The sequence below is a fragment of the Pseudomonas sp. ITEM 17296 genome (assembly GCF_028895205.1).
GTDB lineage: Bacteria > Pseudomonadota > Gammaproteobacteria > Pseudomonadales > Pseudomonadaceae > Aquipseudomonas > Aquipseudomonas kermanshahensis.
Genome location: NZ_WJRS01000029.1, coordinates 59524 through 76424 on the forward strand (window position 1 = coordinate 59524; position 16901 = coordinate 76424).

General features: G+C 63.0%; 11 protein-coding genes. All 11 read left to right on the forward strand.

Translation table 11 applies throughout. The features are described 5' to 3' along the window. The first annotated feature begins 48 nt into the window (after positions 1–48). The 11 genes from GIB19_RS24055 (at position 49) to GIB19_RS24105 (ending at position 16605) form a co-directional block, all read left to right on the forward strand. Positions 49–1878 carry an extracellular solute-binding protein gene (locus GIB19_RS24055; protein WP_216642501.1) on the forward strand — a complete coding sequence of 610 codons (1830 nt, stop codon included), beginning with the start codon at positions 49–51 and terminating at the stop codon, positions 1876–1878. Then, positions 1875–3710 (forward strand): extracellular solute-binding protein, encoded by a 1836-nt coding sequence (locus GIB19_RS24060; RefSeq protein WP_265967978.1) that lies wholly within the window; start codon positions 1875–1877, stop codon positions 3708–3710. Before GIB19_RS24055 ends, GIB19_RS24060 begins: the two co-directional genes overlap by 4 nt. Before the next feature lies 1 nt (position 3711). Beyond that, positions 3712–4785 carry a microcin C ABC transporter permease YejB gene (locus GIB19_RS24065; RefSeq protein WP_027592833.1) on the forward strand — a complete coding sequence of 358 codons (1074 nt, stop codon included), beginning with the start codon at positions 3712–3714 and terminating at the stop codon, positions 4783–4785. A gap of 1 nt (position 4786) precedes the next feature. Next, on the forward strand, positions 4787–5806 hold the full coding sequence (locus GIB19_RS24070; protein WP_027592834.1) for an ABC transporter permease: 1020 nt from the start codon (positions 4787–4789) through the stop codon (positions 5804–5806). Position 5807: 1 nt separating this feature from the next. Beyond that, a complete protein-coding gene (locus tag GIB19_RS24075) occupies positions 5808–7418 on the forward strand; it encodes an ABC transporter ATP-binding protein (RefSeq protein ID WP_027592835.1) in 1611 nt (536 codons plus the stop codon). A 410-nt stretch (positions 7419–7828) separates the two neighbouring features. Then, positions 7829–9871, forward strand: coding sequence for a TonB-dependent receptor plug domain-containing protein (locus GIB19_RS24080; protein WP_265967974.1), 2043 nt, complete (start codon positions 7829–7831; stop codon positions 9869–9871). Then, on the forward strand, positions 9858–11159 hold the full coding sequence (locus tag GIB19_RS24085) for an ABC transporter substrate-binding protein (protein ID WP_274888304.1): 1302 nt from the start codon (positions 9858–9860) through the stop codon (positions 11157–11159). The genes GIB19_RS24080 and GIB19_RS24085 overlap by 14 nt, the downstream gene beginning before the upstream one ends. Continuing rightward, positions 11156–12490, forward strand: coding sequence for a di-heme oxidoreductase family protein (locus tag GIB19_RS24090; RefSeq protein ID WP_274888305.1), 1335 nt, complete (start codon positions 11156–11158; stop codon positions 12488–12490). The genes GIB19_RS24085 and GIB19_RS24090 overlap by 4 nt, the downstream gene beginning before the upstream one ends. A gap of 68 nt (positions 12491–12558) precedes the next feature. Next, positions 12559–13074 carry a sigma-70 family RNA polymerase sigma factor gene (locus tag GIB19_RS24095; protein ID WP_274888308.1) on the forward strand — a complete coding sequence of 172 codons (516 nt, stop codon included), beginning with the start codon at positions 12559–12561 and terminating at the stop codon, positions 13072–13074. Continuing rightward, the gene (locus GIB19_RS24100) at positions 13071–14033 is read left to right on the forward strand and encodes a FecR domain-containing protein (RefSeq protein ID WP_274888309.1); all 963 of its coding nucleotides are present in this window, start codon (positions 13071–13073) and stop codon (positions 14031–14033) included. Before GIB19_RS24095 ends, GIB19_RS24100 begins: the two co-directional genes overlap by 4 nt. 91 nt (positions 14034–14124) lie before the next feature. Further along, positions 14125–16605 carry a TonB-dependent siderophore receptor gene (locus GIB19_RS24105; RefSeq protein ID WP_099428738.1) on the forward strand — a complete coding sequence of 827 codons (2481 nt, stop codon included), beginning with the start codon at positions 14125–14127 and terminating at the stop codon, positions 16603–16605. The last annotated feature ends 296 nt before the right edge of the window (positions 16606–16901 follow it).

Genomic DNA, 16901 nt, shown 5'->3' on the forward strand with positions numbered 1-16901 from the left:
TGTTACTGTACTCGATCAAAGCCCAACGCCTCTGGATCGGATGCCGACTTGATACGTCCCCTCCTGCTGTCAATCAGCCTGGCCTTGAGCTTTCCCGCCGTCGCGATGGTGAGCGAAAGCCACGGATACGCGCAGTTCGGCACGCTCAAGTACCCAGCCACATTCACCCACTTCGACTGGGTCAACCCGCAAGCGCCTAAAGGCGGCACCTTGCGGGCCATGGCATTCGGTACCTTCGACACGCTCAACCCCTACACTTTCAAGGGATCGAGCCCGATTACCACGCCAAACTTCCAGCAATATGGCATCAGCGAGCTGAACGAGCCGTTGATGATCGGCACCGGGCAGTACGACCCCTCGGGCGACGAACCGACCTCAAGCTACGGCCTGATCGCACGCTCGGTGGAGTATAGCGAGGACCGCAGCTGGGTCGTGTTCAACCTGCGCCCGCAGGCACGGTTCCATGACGGCCACCCGATCACCTCGGCGGACGTCGCGTTCTCCTATCGCACGCTGCTCAAGGATGGCCACCCCCTCTACCGCACCAACCTGCAGGAAGTGCAGCGGGTAGACATACTTGGCCCCTTGCGCATCCGCTTCGTCTTCAAGCGCGCCGGCAACCCGCTGCTGATCCTGCGCCTGGGCGAAATGCCGGTGCTGCCCAAGCACTACTGGCAGGGCCGCGATTTCAAGGCGACCACCTTCGAGCCGCCGCTGGGCAGCGGCCCCTACCGCATTACCCAGGTTGAGCCTGGCCGGCGGCTGGTGTTCGAACGGGTGAAGAACTACTGGGGCAAGGACCTCGCCGTCAACCGTGGCAAGTACAACTTCAAGCGGGTCGAATACGAGTTCTACCGTGACGCCACCGTGGCGTTCGAAGCGTTCAAGGCCGGCGAGTTCGATATCTATATCGAACACCAGGCCAAGAACTGGGCCAATGGCTACAACTTCCCGGCGGTGCGCCGCGGTGATGTGATCAAGGCACAGATCCCGCACCGTATTCCGACCCAGACCCAAGGCCTGTTCATGAACAGCCGCAGGGCCACGTTCAGCGACCCGCGCGTGCGCCAGGCACTGGGCCTGATGCTCGACTTCGAGTGGACCAACCGCGCCCTGTTCAGCAGCGCCTACCGCCGTTCGACCAGCTACTACCCCAACAGCGAATTCGCCGCCAGCGGCCTGCCCACCGGCAAGGAATGGCTGCTGCTGGCACCGTTCCGCGACCAACTGCCCGAAAAGCTGTTCAGCGAGCCCTACAAGGTCAGCCAGACCGATGGCCGTGGCATCAACCGCCAAACCCTGCGCCAAGCCCTGGCCCTGCTCGGCGAAGCGGGCTGGAAGCTCAACGGCCAGCGCCTGGTGGACAGCAAAGGCCAGCAGTTGCGCCTGGAGCTACTGCTGGTAAACCCGAACCTCGAACGTATCCTGCAACCTTATGTCGAAAATCTGTCCAGCATCGGTATCGACGCACGCTTGCGCACCGTGGACCGCGCCCAGTACAAACAACGCCTGGACCAGTTCGATTTCGACATGATTCTGATGACCCTGAACCAGACCTTGAGCCCAGGCCTAGAACAGTGGCTGTACTTTCACTCAAGCCAAGCCGCGACCAAGGGCAGCAAGAACTATGCTGGGGTCAAGGACCCGGTGGTCGACCACCTGCTCGACACCTTGCTCGCCGCGCGCACCCGCGACGACCAGGTCGCCGCCGCCCGCGCCCTGGACCGCGTGCTTTCATGGCAGTACTACATGATCCCCAACTGGTATCTCGACAATCACCGCCTGGCCTACCGCAACCGGTTCGCCTTTGTCACCACGCCGCCCTACACCCTCGGGCTGAACAGCTGGTGGATCAAGCCTTCGGAGAAAGCCAAATGATGCCAACGCACCGCCTGCGCCAGCTGGCCGGCAGCCTGCTGCTCGCGTGCCTGAGCCTGCCCACGCTGGCCGCCCCGCAACACGCGCTGACGCTCTACGACGAGGCGCCGAAATACCCCGCCGACTTCAAGCATTTCGACTATGTGAACCCCGATGCGCCCAAGGGCGGCACGTTCCGCCAGTCCAGCTTCGGCGGCTTCGACAGCCTCAACCCCTTCATCAACAAGGGTGTGTCCGCCGAAAACATCAGCGTCATCTACGACACCCTGATGCGCCAGAGCCAGGACGAGCCGTTCACCGAATACGGCCTGGTTGCCGGCAAGATCGAAAAAGCCCCGGACAACAGCTGGGTACGCTTCTACCTGCGCCCCGAAGCCCGCTTCCATGACGGCCACCCGATGCGTGCCGACGACGTGGTCTTCACCTTCAATGCCCTGATCAAGGACGGCGCGCCGCTGTACCGCCAGTACTACGCCGACGTTGCCGAAGTGGTCGCCGAAGACCCGCTGCGGGTGCTGTTCAAATTCAAGCACCAGAACAACCGCGAACTGCCGCTGATTCTCGGCCAGCTACCTGTGCTACCCAAACACTGGTACGAAAACCGCGACTTCAACCGCGGCAACCTGGAAATACCGCTGGGCAGCGGCCCGTACAAGGTCGCCGAGGTCAAGGCCGGGCGTACCATCCGCTACGAGCGGGTCAAGGACTACTGGGCCAAAGACCTGCCGATCAACCGTGGTCAGTTCAACTTCGATGCCATGACCTTCGACGCTTACCGCGACACGGCCGTAGCGCTGGAGGCATTGAAGGCTGGGGCGTTCGACTATGCGCTCGAGGTAAGCGCAAAAAACTGGGCCACCGCCTACAACGTCCCGGCGGTCCGCGATGGCCGCTTGATCAAGGAAGAACTGCCCAACGGCAACCCCACCGGCATGCAGGGCTTCATCTTCAACCTGCGCAAACCGGTCTTCCAGGACATCCGCGTGCGCCAGGCGCTGAGCCTGCTGCTGGACTTCGAGTGGACCAACAAGCAGCTGTTCAACGGCGCCTATACCCGCACCGGCAGCTACTTCGAAAACTCCGACATGGCCGCCAGGGGCGTGCCCTCCCCTGACGAGCTGAAAATACTCGAACCGCTGCGCGGCAAGGTGCCCGAGCAGGTCTATAGCGAGGCGTTCCACAACCCGGTCACCGACGCCAGCGGCATGATCCGTGAACAGCAGCGCCAGGCCTACAAGCTTCTGCAGGAAGCCGGCTGGAAAATCGTCGACGACAAGATGGTCGACAAGGACGGCAAGCCGGTGTCCATCGAGTTTCTGCTGGCCCAGACCGAATTCGAGCGCATTCTGCTGCCGTTCAAACGCAACCTTGCCGACTTGGGCATTGACCTGAACATCCGCCGGGTCGACGTTTCGCAATACATCAACCGCCTGCGCTCACGCGACTACGACATGATCGTCGGCGGTTACCCGCAATCCAATTCGCCGGGCAACGAACAGCGCGAGTTCTGGTCCAGCGCCGCCGCCGACAACCCCGGCAGCCGCAACTTCATCGGCCTGCGTGACCCGGCCATCGACCAACTGGTGGAACAGTTGATCAACGCTGACTCACGCCAGAGCCTGATCAACCACGCACGGGCGCTCGACCGCGTACTGCTGTGGGGCTACTACGTGATCCCCAACTGGCACATCAAGACCTGGCGCGTGGCCTACTGGAACCACATCGGCCACCCGAGCGTGTCGCCCAAGTACGACATCGGCATCGACACCTGGTGGATCAAGCCTGGCGTGACCCCAGCCGTCACCGATGCCTCCGCGGGCGAGGCCAACTGAGATGCTGGCCTATATCCTGCGCCGCTTGCTGCTGATCATCCCGACCCTGTTCGGCATCCTGATCATCAACTTCATCATCGTCCAGGCCGCACCCGGCGGCCCGGTCGAGCAAATGATCGCCAAGCTCGAAGGCTTCGAAGGCGCCACCAGCCGCATCGCCGGCGGCGGCGCCGAGGTCTCGGTGGCCGGCTCCAGCTACCGCGGCGCGCAGGGCCTGGACCCGGCGCTGATTGCCGAAATCGAGCGTATGTACGGCTTCGACAAGTCGCCGCCCGAACGCCTGTGGATCATGATCAAGAACTACGCCCAGCTGGATTTTGGCGACAGCTTCTTCCGCGATGCCAAGGTCATCGACCTGATCATCGAGAAGATGCCGGTGTCGATCTCGCTAGGGTTATGGAGCACCCTGATCATGTACCTGGTGTCCATCCCCCTGGGCATCGCCAAGGCCGTGCGCCACGGCAGCCACTTCGACGTCTGGACCAGCTCGGCGATCATCGTCGGCTACGCCATCCCGGCGTTCCTGTTCGCCATCCTGCTGATCGTATTGTTCGCCGGTGGCAGTTACTTCGACTGGTTCCCGCTGCGGGGGCTGACCTCGAACAACTTCGATGAACTGTCCACCACCGGCAAGGTGCTGGACTACTTCTGGCACCTGGTGCTGCCGATCACCGCACTGGTCATCGGCAACTTCGCCACCATGACCCTGCTGACCAAAAACAGCTTCCTCGACGAGATCAACAAGCAATACGTGGTCACCGCCAAGGCCAAGGGCCTGAGCCGCTCGCGGGTGCTGTACGGGCATGTGTTCCGTAACGCCATGCTGCTGGTGATTGCCGGTTTCCCTTCGGCCTTCATCGGCATCTTCTTTACAGGCTCGCTGCTGATCGAGGTGATTTTCTCGCTCGACGGCCTGGGCCTGATGAGCTTCGAGGCGGCCATCAACCGCGACTACCCGGTGGTCTTCGGCACCCTGTTCATCTTCACCCTGCTGGGGCTGGTGGTGAAACTGATCGGCGACCTGACCTACACCCTGGTCGATCCACGCATCGACTTCGCCAGCCGGGAGCACTGACATGGCACTGTCCCCTCTCAACCGCCGGCGCTTCGAGCGCTTCAAGGCCAACCGCCGCGGCTGGTGGTCGTTGTGGCTGTTCCTCATCCTGTTCGGCCTGAGCCTGGGCGCCGAGCTGATCGCCAACGACAAACCGATTGCCGTGCGTTACGACGGCGAGTGGTACTTCCCCGCGTTCAAGCGCTACCCGGAGACCACCTTTGGCGGCGAGTTCCCGCTGGAGGCCAACTACAAGAGCCCGTACATCCGCGAATTGCTGGCCAAGAAAGACAGCTTCGTGCTGTGGGCGCCAATCCCCTTCAGTTACCAAAGCATCAACTACGACCTCAAGGTCCCGGCCCCCGCCCCGCCTTCGGCGGACAACTGGCTGGGCACCGATGACCAGGGCCGTGATGTGATGGCGCGGGTGATCTACGGCTTCCGCGTGTCGGTGCTGTTCGCCCTGACCCTGACCATCCTCAGTTCCATCGTCGGCGTCATCGCCGGTGCCTTGCAGGGCTTTTATGGCGGCTGGGTCGACCTGGCCGGCCAGCGCTTTCTGGAGATCTGGTCGGGCTTGCCGGTGCTGTACCTGCTGATCATCCTCGCAAGCTTCGTGCAGCCCAACTTCTGGTGGCTGCTGGGGATCATGCTGTTGTTCTCGTGGATGAGCCTGGTGGACGTGGTGCGCGCCGAGTTCCTGCGTGGCCGCAACCTTGAATACGTGCGCGCCGCCCGCGCCCTGGGCATGCGCAATGGCGCGATCATGTACCGGCACATTCTGCCCAACGCGATGATCTCGACCATGACCTTCATGCCGTTCATCCTCACCGGCGCCATCGGCACGCTGACCGCCCTGGACTTCCTCGGCTTCGGCCTGCCGGCCGGCTCGCCGTCGCTGGGCGAACTGGTCGCCCAAGGCAAATCCAACCTGCAGGCGCCATGGCTGGGCATCAGCGCATTCGCCGTGCTGGCGGTGATGCTGAGCTTGCTGGTGTTCATCGGCGAATCCGCCCGCGATGCCTTCGACCCAAGGAAATGACATGAGCGAACATAACCTGATCGAAGTGCGTGATCTCGCGGTGGAGTTCGTCACCGGCGAGCAGGTCAACCGGGTGGTCGACGGCATCAGTTTCGACATCCGCAAGGGCGAGACCCTGGCCCTGGTCGGCGAGAGCGGCTCGGGCAAATCGGTGACCGCCCACTCGATCCTGCGCCTGCTGCCCTACCCCCTCGCCCGCCACCCCAGCGGCAGCATCCGCTACGAGGGCAAAGACCTGCTGCAGCAGAGCGAGAAGGCCTTGCGGCATATCCGTGGCAACCGCATTGCCATGATCTTCCAGGAGCCGATGACCTCGCTGAACCCGCTGCACTGCATCGAGAAGCAGATCAACGAAATCCTGCTGCTGCACAAAGGCCTGACCGGCAAGGAAGCCACCGCACGCACGCTGGAGCTGTTGGAACTGGTTGGGATTCCCGAACCGCGCAAGCGCCTAAAGGCCCTGCCCCACGAGCTGTCGGGTGGGCAGCGGCAGCGGGTAATGATCGCCATGGCGCTGGCCAACGAGCCAGAACTGCTCATTGCCGACGAACCCACCACCGCGCTGGACGTGACCGTGCAGTTGAAGATTCTCGACCTGCTCAAGGAGCTGCAGGCGCGGTTGGGCATGGCGCTGCTGTTGATCAGCCATGACCTGAACCTGGTGCGGCGCATTGCCCACCGCGTGTGCGTGATGCAGCGCGGGCAGATTGTCGAGCAGGCGGATTGCGCGACGCTGTTCAGTGCGCCGCAGCATCACTACACGCAGATGCTGATCAATGCCGAACCCAGCGGCCAGCCTGCCCACAACCCAGTCGGCGCGCCGTTGCTGGAGGTGGATGACCTCAAGGTCTGGTTCCCGATCAAGAAAGGCTTCTTGCGGCGTACAGTCGACCATGTAAAGGCGGTAGACGGCATCAACTTCAGCTTGCCCCAAGGGCAGACGCTGGGGATTGTCGGCGAGAGTGGCTCGGGTAAGTCGACGCTCGGGCTGGCCATCTTGCGCTTGATTTCAAGCCAGGGCGGCATTCGCTTTCACGGCCAGGACCTCGCAGGGCTGAACCAGAAGGCAGTACGCCCGCTGCGGCGAGAGATGCAGGTGGTGTTCCAAGACCCGTTTGGCAGCCTCAGCCCACGCATGTGCGTGGCAGACATCGTGGGTGAAGGGTTGCGAATTCACCGCATCGGCACCGCTGAAGAGCAGGAAGCGGCGATCATTGCTGCGCTGGAAGAAGTGGGGCTCGACCCGCGGACACGCCACCGCTACCCGCATGAGTTCTCGGGCGGGCAGCGCCAGCGCATTGCGATTGCCCGGGCGTTGGTGTTGAAACCGGCGTTGATCCTGCTCGATGAACCCACCTCCGCGCTGGACCGCACGGTGCAGCGGCAGGTGGTGGAGTTGCTACGCAGCCTGCAGCAGAAGTACAACCTGACCTACCTGTTCATCAGCCATGACCTGGCAGTGGTCAAGGCGCTGAGCCATCAGTTGATGGTGATCAAGCAGGGGCAGGTGGTGGAGCAAGGGGATGCGCAGGCGATCTTCCACGCGCCGCAGCATGCGTATACGCGGCAGTTGTTGGAGGCGGCGTTTTTGGAAGTTGAGACGGCGGGCTAGGTTTCGGAGCGTTGTTTGATCCTCCAGGCATACGCCTTCCACTGTAGGAGCAGCCTTGTGCTGCGAAGAGGCCCGTGACCCCACCGGGAATCTTCAGCGCTGCCACCGGCCTCTTCGCAGCACAAGGCTGCTCCTACACAGATCGCGCATGACCGGAGGGGCACCATTGCGACCTCCCTCCCTACCGATCTCGGCACACGCTATATATTTTTGTATACATCGTTGTAACCCCCGTAAACAACGCTAGGATTCCCCGCGGTTGGCCATCTGCCATCCTGCTATCTCTTTTTGCGATCGCTGACTGATCACGCCCTGGGGAGGTCGTGGTCGGTTAATTTCGCCTATCGCTATATACAACAATATATAACGTCGCCAAGCCCGCCACTGCCATGGCCGACCCAGGAGCAGTAATGAAGCCGCTAACACCGCGCACCGTGATGGTTGCCGTCGCAGCCCTCGGTGCTCAACCCGCTGTCGCCGAACAGAACAACACCTTCAACCTCGGCGAAATCCAAATCTCCGCACCACGGGACGAAACGCTGTCCACGGGTGGTAGCGTCATCGACTTGAAAGACATTCGGCTGCACGACCGCGAGACCGTCGGCAGCGCGCTCACATTAGCCCCTGGGGTCAACCTCGGTTACATCGGCGGTCGCGCCGAGCAGGTGGTATTCGTGCGCGGTTTCGATCGCTTGCAGGTGCCGGTGTTCATCGACGGCATTCCCACCTACGTGCCTTACGACGGCAACATCGACCTGGGGCGCTTCACCACCTACGACCTGTCACGCATCCAGGTGGACAAGGGCTTCGCCTCGCTGCTGTACGGCCCCAACACCCTGGGTGGGGCGATCAACCTGGTGACCCGCCGCCCCACGCAAGCGTTCGAGGGCGAAGTGGGTGGGGGGCTGGAGCTGACCGATCACGGTAACGTGAATGCCTACCGCAGTTACGCCAACGTGGGTTCCAACCAGGGCCTGTGGTGGGTTCAGGGCGGCGTGTCGTATGTCGATTACGACTACACCCTGCTGCCCGATGATTTCAAGCCAACCAACAACCAGCAGGGCACGGGGCGGCGCGAGAACAGCAACCACCGCGACAGCAAATTCAGCTTCAAAGTCGGCTTCACCCCCAGTGAAACCGATGAGTACGTGCTCGGCTACGTTCAGCAGGAAGGCAGCAAGGGCCAACCGCCGTATGCCGGCGACCTGCCGACCACCGGCCAACGTGCGCGCTGGTGGGAGTGGCCGCGGTCGGACAATACCAGTGTCTTCATCGCCACCAAGACCGGCTTTGGCGAGCACGCCCTGAAAACGCGCGTGTACCACGACACCTTCAAGAACTCGCTGGAAAGCTTCACCTATCGCAATGGCGTGGTCGGCGCTTTGCAGCCGGGCTTCCCCAGCAAATACGATGACGAGAGCAGCGGCTTTTCGGTGGAAGGCGACTTGGCCTTGAGCGAGGCCAACCGCCTGGGCATTGCCTATCACTTCAAAGACGATGTGCATCGCTCGCGTGATGGCGCCAACCCCCAGACCCACTTCCGCGACCAGACTCAATCGATTGCCCTGGAAGACACCCTGCGGCTGAACGACATCTTCAGCGTGGTGGGCGGCGTCTCGTACAACTACCGCAAGAGCCTGGACGCACAGAACTACGGCACCAACGCCAGCTCGCCATCGCAGGCCACGCTCTACGACGAACCTACCGGTAGCAACGACGCCGTCAACGCGCAACTGGGCCTGTTCGCCAATACCAACCCGCTGCTGGGCACCCACGACGACGGCCAACTGCGCCTGACCGTGGCACGCAAAAGCCGCTTCGCGACCATCAAGGACCGCTACTCGACGCGCTTCGGCACGGTGATCCCCAGCCCCGACTTGAAGTCTGAGCGGGCGACACATTATGAGCTCGGCTACAGCGGCCAGATCGCCCCGCAATGGAAGTTGGACGCCGCGCTGTTCGTGGCCAACATCGAGGACTCCATTCAAAACGTCACGGTGCCCGCGCAACCTAACTGCGCCGCGCCCTGTGGCCAGTACCAGAACATTGCCAAAGCGCGAAACCAGGGTGTGGAGCTTGGCATCAACGGCGACCTGGGCAACTGGGAATTGGCGGCAAACTACACCTGGCTCGACCGCGAGAACCTCAGCGACCACGACCTGCACCCTACCGACACCCCACGCCACAGCGCGTTCGGCTCGGCCTCGTGGCATCTGGGTGACTGGCAACACACTGCCAGCGTGGAGGCCGCATCGCGTCGCTACAACACCTCGGACGGCAACCAGATGGCGCCCGGCTACGCGGTGTACAACCTCAAGAGCGGCTACCGCTTCAGCAACGATGTGCTGATCGAGGGCGGCATTCGCAACCTGTTCGACCGGCTGTATGAGTACAGCGAGGGCTACCCTGAAATGGGCCGTCAATACTTCGTGCAATTCAATGTGCCGCTGTAACCGCTGGCTGGCGGGCCTGCTGCTGACGGTCAGCACGCTGCTGAACGCTGCCCCGCAAACCGTGGTGGTCATGACCAGCTACCCCGAAGAGGTGATGACGCGGATCGAGGATGGCTTTGCTCAAGCCCACCCGGGCTATCGCCTGCACATCCTCTGGCGCCAGGGCTTCGATGCCCTGCCCTATCTGCTGCAAGCACAGCAGGGGGGTGTCGATGTCTATTGGGCACCGTCGCCGGGCAACTTCGCCCGGCTGGCGAAAGCCGGTAGCTGGCAACCCCTGGGGATCAGCCTGCAGGGCCTGCCGGCACAGATCGGTGGTTTGTCATTGCGTGACCAAGGCCAGCTGTACCAGGCAACCGAGCTCGCGGGCTATGGCTTTGCCATCAACGCCACGTCACTGGGCGAACTGGGGGTTCCGGTACCAAGGGACTGGCCAGACTTGCTCGACCCACGACTGCGCGGGCGCATTGCGCTGCCAGACCCAGGCCGGGTCGGCTTTGCACCGGTCCTGCTGGATATCGTCTTGCGTGCCTATGGCTGGGAACGTGGCTGGGCCCTCTGGAGTGAACTGGCCGGCCAGGCGCGCCTGGTAACGCGGGGTGGCACCCTGGTCAGTGATGAAGTGACCAGCGGGCGTGCAGCAGTCGGGTTGTCGATCGATTTCTTTGTCGCTTCGGCCAAGGCCAATGGCGAGCCCGTGGATTTCGTCTATCCGGCCCATGGCGGCCTTAACCCAGCCTTCATCGCTATTACCGCCCACAGCCAGGCATTGGCCGGTGCCCGAGCGTTTGCGCAGTTCGTGCTGTCGGAAGCAGGCCAAGGGCTGCTGGCCGATGCCGATATCCGCAAACTGCCCGTGCGCCCCAGTGTCTATCGGCAGTTGCCGGCGGACTACCATGACCCGTTCGTTGCTGCGGGCCTGGGTGCCTATGACTATGGCAACGGCAGCTCACGCGAACGCCTGGCCTTGATCAGCTCACTGTTCACCCACTGGCTCGGCATGCCCCATGAAGCCTTGGGCGAGCTCTGGGCTCGGCTGCACGCGGCCGAAGCAGCTGGGCTGGACGTCACCGCCATACGCCAACAGCTGACTGCACCGCCCCTGGATGCCGAACAAGCCGAAGCGAAGCCCTTGCTGGCGCTGTTCGCGGCGCGCCAGGACCAGGGCATGACGCAAGCGCCGGCCACCGACGCGGACGAACTCGGCCGCCGGGAAATCAGCTGGCAGTTCCAGGCCGCGCTTCACCGAGCAGAGGCAGCCCGTTTGCTCGATGGTTTGGGGCAGTGACTGCCGTGCGCGCCGCCTGGTTGATGATGGGTGTGCTGACGAGCCTGCTCGCCAGCGCCGAGACCACGCACACGGCGGCCAACCGTGAAGCCTACGCCCAACCGTTCAGCGGGCTGGACGAAGGCCAACTGGAACGCTTCTTCCGCGGGCGCAGCCTGTTCCGCCAGGCCTGGGTGGTTGCACCGTCCCGAGACGAGGCGGTGGATGGCCTTGGGCCGCTGTACAACCGGGTGTCGTGCATCGCCTGCCACCCCAAGAACGGCCGTGGCCAGGCGCCTGAACACGGGCAGCCGATGCGCAGAATGTTGCTGCGCTTGTCCCTGCCAGGGCACGATGACCATGGCGGGCCAAAGCCGCACCCCCTCTACGGCGATCAGCTGAACGACCAGGGTGTGCCTGGCGTGCCGGGTGAAGGGCGCGCCCATGTGCACTGGGAGGAGCAGGCGGTGTCGCTGGGCGATGGCGAAACCGTCATGCTGCGCAAGCCGCGTGTCGAGCTGCGTGAGCTGGCTTATGGGCCATTGGACGCGGTGTTAACGTCGGCACGCGTGGGTTCGCCAGTCATTGGCCTTGGTTTGCTGGAGGCTATCGATGAGCGCACCCTGCACGCCATGGCCTCCGAAGCTAAACCAGACGGCGTGACGGGGCAGGTCAATCAGGTGTGGAGTGTCGAGCGACAACGCACCGAGGCAGGCCGCTTTGGCCTCAAGGCCAATCAGCCGGACCTGCGCCAACAGATCGCCCACGCCATGCTAGGTGATCTTGGCATCACCTCCCCGCTCGCCCCGGTGCAGAACTGCACGCCCACTCAACAGGCCTGTGCCCACGCAGCGCACGGCGGCGAGCCGGAGCTGGACGCCCTGCAACTCGGCGACCTGCATTTCTACCTCGCTCACCTGGCCGTACCGGCCCGTCGACAACAGGGCGAACCTGCGGTCATTGAGGGCGAAAAACTGTTCGCTGCCAGTGGCTGCACCGCCTGTCACCGCCCCGAGCTGATCACCGGCACACACCCGCTTTATCCCGCCCTGACACAGCAACGCATCGCGCCGTATACCGACCTGTTACTGCACGACATGGGCCCCGGCCTGGCCGATGGCCGTGAAGACTATCTCGCTAACGGCCGGCAGTGGCGCACGGCGGCGCTGTGGGGGCTTGGCCTGAGCGAGCGGATTACCCCCGGCAGCGGCTATCTGCACGACGGCCGAGCGCGCACCCTGGAAGAAGCGATTGTCTGGCATGGCGGTGAAGCAGAAGTGGCCCGGCAGCGCTATGCGGCGCTGGGCAAGGGCGAGCGGCAGGCGATACGTGCGTTTCTTGAATCTTTGTAGCGCTTGCAAAAAAACCACAGCCCGCACGACAATAAGATTCATTACCACTCGCGAACCATTCCATCACCATGCCCGCCAACGATCTATCCCTGCGTAGCGCCGTCAATGATCTGTACTGCGAACATCACGGCTGGCTCAATGGCTGGCTGCGCAAACGCCTGGGCAATGCGTTCGATGCCGCCGACCTGACGCAGGACACCTTCGTGCGGGTGATAAAGGCACGCAGTGCGCTGGATATTCGCGAGCCACGCCCCTATCTGTCGCGAATTGCCAAGGGCCTGCTGATCGATCTGTTCCGACGGCGCTCACTGGAGCAGGCCTACCTGGAGGCCTTGGCTAGCCTGCCGGAGGCGTTGCAGCCTTCGCTGGAGGAACAGGCGATCCTGTTGCAGGCACTGGTAGAAATCGACCGCCTACTGCAAGGGCTTGGCCCGAAGGTGAAGCAGGTGTTCATGCTGTCGCAGTTCGACGGCCTGACCTACCCGCAGATTGCCGAGCGCATGAACATCAGCGTGCGCAGCGTCAACAACTACATGGCCAAAGCCATGGAGCATTGCTGTTTGATGCAGTTGCAACTGGCATGAGCCTGTCGCCCGCCGAGTTGAACGCCATCAGTGTCGCCGCGCGCTGGTACGCGCGGCTGCACTCCGGCATCGCCACCGACGCCGACCGCTGCGCCTGGAACGACTGGCTGGTTGCCGACCCGGCCCACCGTCAGGCCTGGCAACGCATGGCCGCCGTGGGCGAGCAGATGGCCCGCGTGCCCAGCGCCCTTGCGGCCCCTGCCTTGCGCGGCGCCGAGCGCTCTCGGCGCCAGCTGTTGCGCAGTGTCGTGATACTGGTGCCGGCCACTTCGCTGGGCTGGCTGGGTTGGCGCAGCGACACCTCGCAGCAGCTGCTGGCCGACTACCGCACCGCTGTGGGTGAACGCCGCGCGTTTCGCTTGCCCGATGGCGGCTCGCTGCTGCTGAACACCGACACGTCGGTGAACCTCAAGTACGACGGCCAGCAACGGGTGCTGGAACTGTTGCGCGGCGAAATTCTGGTGACCACGGCGGCCGACCCCGCGCAACGGCCGTTCATTGTGCGCACCCGGCATGGCCAGGTACGGGCGCTGGGCACGCGTTTTCTGGTTCGCTCCCAAGCCTTGGAGGGTGACGTGGCCGTGCTCGAGAAGGCGGTGGAAGTGAGGGCATCCAGCGGTGCTTTGGCAGTGCGTGTGGAAGCTGGGCAATCCATTGCGTTTTCTGACCGTTCGGTGGGGGCAATACGGCGCAATGACGCCTCTGTAGGGGCCTGGCAACAAGGCAGTATCATCGCCCTGGATCGCCCCTTGGGTGAACTGCTGGCGGACCTGTCGCGCTATCGCACCGGGGTGCTGCGCTGTGATCCCCGCATTGCCCAGCTGAAGGTTTCTGGCGCGTTCCCCATCGATGACACTGACCGGGCATTGGCGGCACTGGAAACCGGGTTTGCGCTGCGCGTCACGCGCTACAGCCGTTTTTGGGTCACCGTATCGCCGCCCCCTCCCCCAGCGGGCTGAAAAAACTTTCGCGGGTTTTGCACTTTTCTTACACGACGTTCGGCTCATCCCCCAAAGGGTTCTATTGATCGTTTTCAGGGGGAGGATTGGTATGTCTGCTGTGTTCAAGCGTGGTCGTCTGGCGACTGCAATAAATGTCGGGCTGTTGGCGGCAACCACCGCCGGTGCCTGGCCCATGACGACGTATGCAGCGCCGCAGCCGACGCAGCAAAATGCCGTCCGGTCGTACACTATTGCGGGGGGCAGCCTGACTGAAGTCCTCAGCCGCTTCGCCAGTGCGGCGGGCGCTGCGATTTCGTTCGATGCCCGGCAAACAGACGGTTTGCAGAGCCCCGGCCTGAAAGGTGCGTTCGGTGTCAGCGAGGGCTTTACCCAGATTCTGGCAGGCAGCGGCCTGCAGGCCGAGCCGCGGTCAAACGGCACTTATGTGCTGCAGGCGGTGCCGTCGTCGGGCTCGGCGCTGGAGCTGGGGGCCACCAACATCACCAGCCAGGTGCTGGGTGCAACCACTGAGAACAGCGGCTCGTACACCACGGGCGCGGTGACCATCGGCAAGGGCGAGCACTCGCTCAAGGAGACGCCGCAATCGGTCACGGTGATGACGCGCAAGATGATGGACGACCAGAACCTGTACACCATCGATCAGGTGATGGAAAAGACGCCCGGCATCACCGTGTACGACTCGACCATGGGCGGCAAATACTTCTATTCGCGCGGGTTCCGCATGTCGGGCCAGTACCAGTACGACGGTGTGCCGCTGGACATGGGCAACCTCTATGTCCAGGCCGACAGCTTCAGCAGTGACATGGCCTACTACGACCGGGTCGAGGTGTTGCGCGGCGCAGCCGGCATGATGAAAGGGTCGGGCGGTACCGCTGGCGGGGTGAACTTCGTGCGCAAGCGTGGCCTGGCGGCGGCGCATACCGACATCACCCTGTCCGGCGGCAGTTGGGACAACTACCGCGGGCAGCTCGACACCGGTGGGCCGCTGAACGCAGCCGGCACCTTGCGTGGCCGGGCAGTCGTGGCGGAGCAGAGCCGGCATTACTCGGTCGACGATGCCAACCGCAAGGACCAGGTGTACTACGGCGCCCTCGACGTCGATGTCAGCCCCGACACGACATTGGGCCTAGGCGTTGCCTACGAGGACGTGGATGCCAACCCCTGCTGGGGCGGCCTGCCGCGCTACCGGGATCGCAGCGATCTGAACCTCAGCCGCTCGACCTGCCTCGACCCTTCGTGGAATACCTGGCGCAGCAAGCGCACCACGGTATTCACCGACCTCACCCACCAGCTCGACGAAGACTGGAAGCTCAAGGTGGCGAGTGTTTATACAAAGAACACCCAGGACATCAAGTACGCCTTCGCCTCCGGTGCGGTGACGTCTGGCATTGATACCACTGGCATGCTGGGCAGTATGTATGACTATGACCAGGTCGATTACGGCCTGGATGCCTATGTGGATGGCAAGTTTGATGTCTTCGGCCGGCAACATGAACTGGTGCTGGGCATGAACGCCAGCCGCTCGAAGAAAGATGACTTCTACTCGGTGGCGTTCCTTGCGCAACGGCAGAATGTGTTCAACCCCGACAAGTTCATCCCTGAGCCAGATGACAGCTACTTCATCGAGCACTCGTCGCGCGGTGGCCCGGTCAAGTCCGTGACCACACAAAAAGGCCTCTACTCGACCCTGCGCCTGAAACTGGCCGACCCGTTGACCCTGGTGATGGGGGGCCGGGTGAGTTGGTATAACGCCGAGACCGATACCGTCTTCATCGACACCGCCACGCCGCCGCAGCACTCCAACGCCCGCGAGACCGGGCAGGTCACGCCCTTTGCCGGCGCGCTGCTGGACCTGAACGAAAACCTGACGGCCTACGCCAGCTACTCGGACATCTTCACCCCGCAAGGCAGCTACCGGGACGAACAAGGTTCGGCGCTCAAACCGCTGGTGGGCCAGAGCTATGAACTGGGGATCAAGGGGGCCTGGTTCGACGGGCGTTTGAACGGCGCCTTCAACCTGTTCCGCACTATTCAGAAGGACCAGGCGCAGACCGACTACAACTCGTCGTGCCCCTCCTCGGATGGCTACTGCTATGTCAACGCTGGCAAGGTCCGCGCTCAGGGTTTCGAGGCCGAGATCAGCGGCGAAGTCATCGAGCGCCTGCAATTGCTGGCGGGCTACACCTACACCCAGACCAAGACCCTCGACGATATCGACACCAGCCTGAACGGCGCGGCGTTCAACAGCTATGTGCCTCGGCACGTGCTGCGCCTGTGGGGCGAGTACGCACTCGGTGGCGCTTTTGAGCGGTTCAGCCTGGGTGCCGGGGTGAATGCGCAGAGCGATAACTTCCGGGTTTCGCCTGCCAGTGGCGAGAAAATCAGCCAGGCGGGGTATGCGGTTTGGAATGGCCGGATCGGTTACCGGATCGACGATACCTGGTCGGTGGCGGTTAACGGTAACAACCTGTTCGACAAGCGTTATTACGCCAGTATCGGGACGGAGACGTTTGGTAATTATTATGGGGAGCCGCGTAATTTCATGGTGTCGGTCAAGGCCAGTTTTTGATGTGAGGGTGGGTGGCGGTAGATTGAGATAGGGCCGCCTGGTGCATGGCGATGGATTTGCAGCGCCTGTCAGATCGAACGCCGCCCGCGCGGCGCTTCGCAGCACAAGGCTGCTCCCACATTTGTTTCGGGCCAGTTATTCCTGAGGCATGGGCGCGCGGCCCCTTGGTGCCCACCTTGATATCGAGTCGGACAAACAAGGCGGTCGCGCGCAGACTTCACAGGCCTCACTGGCCCGAAACAAATGTGGGAGCAGCCTTGTGCTGCGAAGCGCCGCGCGGGCGGCGCTCGATCTCA

What these genes read in the sequence shown, in the direction of transcription:
- GIB19_RS24060 (WP_265967978.1), top strand. Translation starts at nt 1,875, where the DNA reads ATGATGCCAACGCACCGCCTGCGCCAGCTGGCCGGCAGCCTGCTGCTC.
- GIB19_RS24065 (WP_027592833.1), top strand. Translation starts at nt 3,712, where the DNA reads ATGCTGGCCTATATCCTGCGCCGCTTGCTGCTGATCATCCCGACCCTG.
- GIB19_RS24070 (WP_027592834.1), top strand. Translation starts at nt 4,787, where the DNA reads ATGGCACTGTCCCCTCTCAACCGCCGGCGCTTCGAGCGCTTCAAGGCC.
- GIB19_RS24075 (WP_027592835.1), top strand. Translation starts at nt 5,808, where the DNA reads ATGAGCGAACATAACCTGATCGAAGTGCGTGATCTCGCGGTGGAGTTC.
- GIB19_RS24080 (WP_265967974.1), top strand. Translation starts at nt 7,829, where the DNA reads ATGAAGCCGCTAACACCGCGCACCGTGATGGTTGCCGTCGCAGCCCTC.
- GIB19_RS24085 (WP_274888304.1), top strand. Translation starts at nt 9,858, where the DNA reads ATGTGCCGCTGTAACCGCTGGCTGGCGGGCCTGCTGCTGACGGTCAGC.
- GIB19_RS24095 (WP_274888308.1), top strand. Translation starts at nt 12,559, where the DNA reads ATGCCCGCCAACGATCTATCCCTGCGTAGCGCCGTCAATGATCTGTAC.
- GIB19_RS24100 (WP_274888309.1), top strand. Translation starts at nt 13,071, where the DNA reads ATGAGCCTGTCGCCCGCCGAGTTGAACGCCATCAGTGTCGCCGCGCGC.
- GIB19_RS24105 (WP_099428738.1), top strand. Translation starts at nt 14,125, where the DNA reads ATGTCTGCTGTGTTCAAGCGTGGTCGTCTGGCGACTGCAATAAATGTC.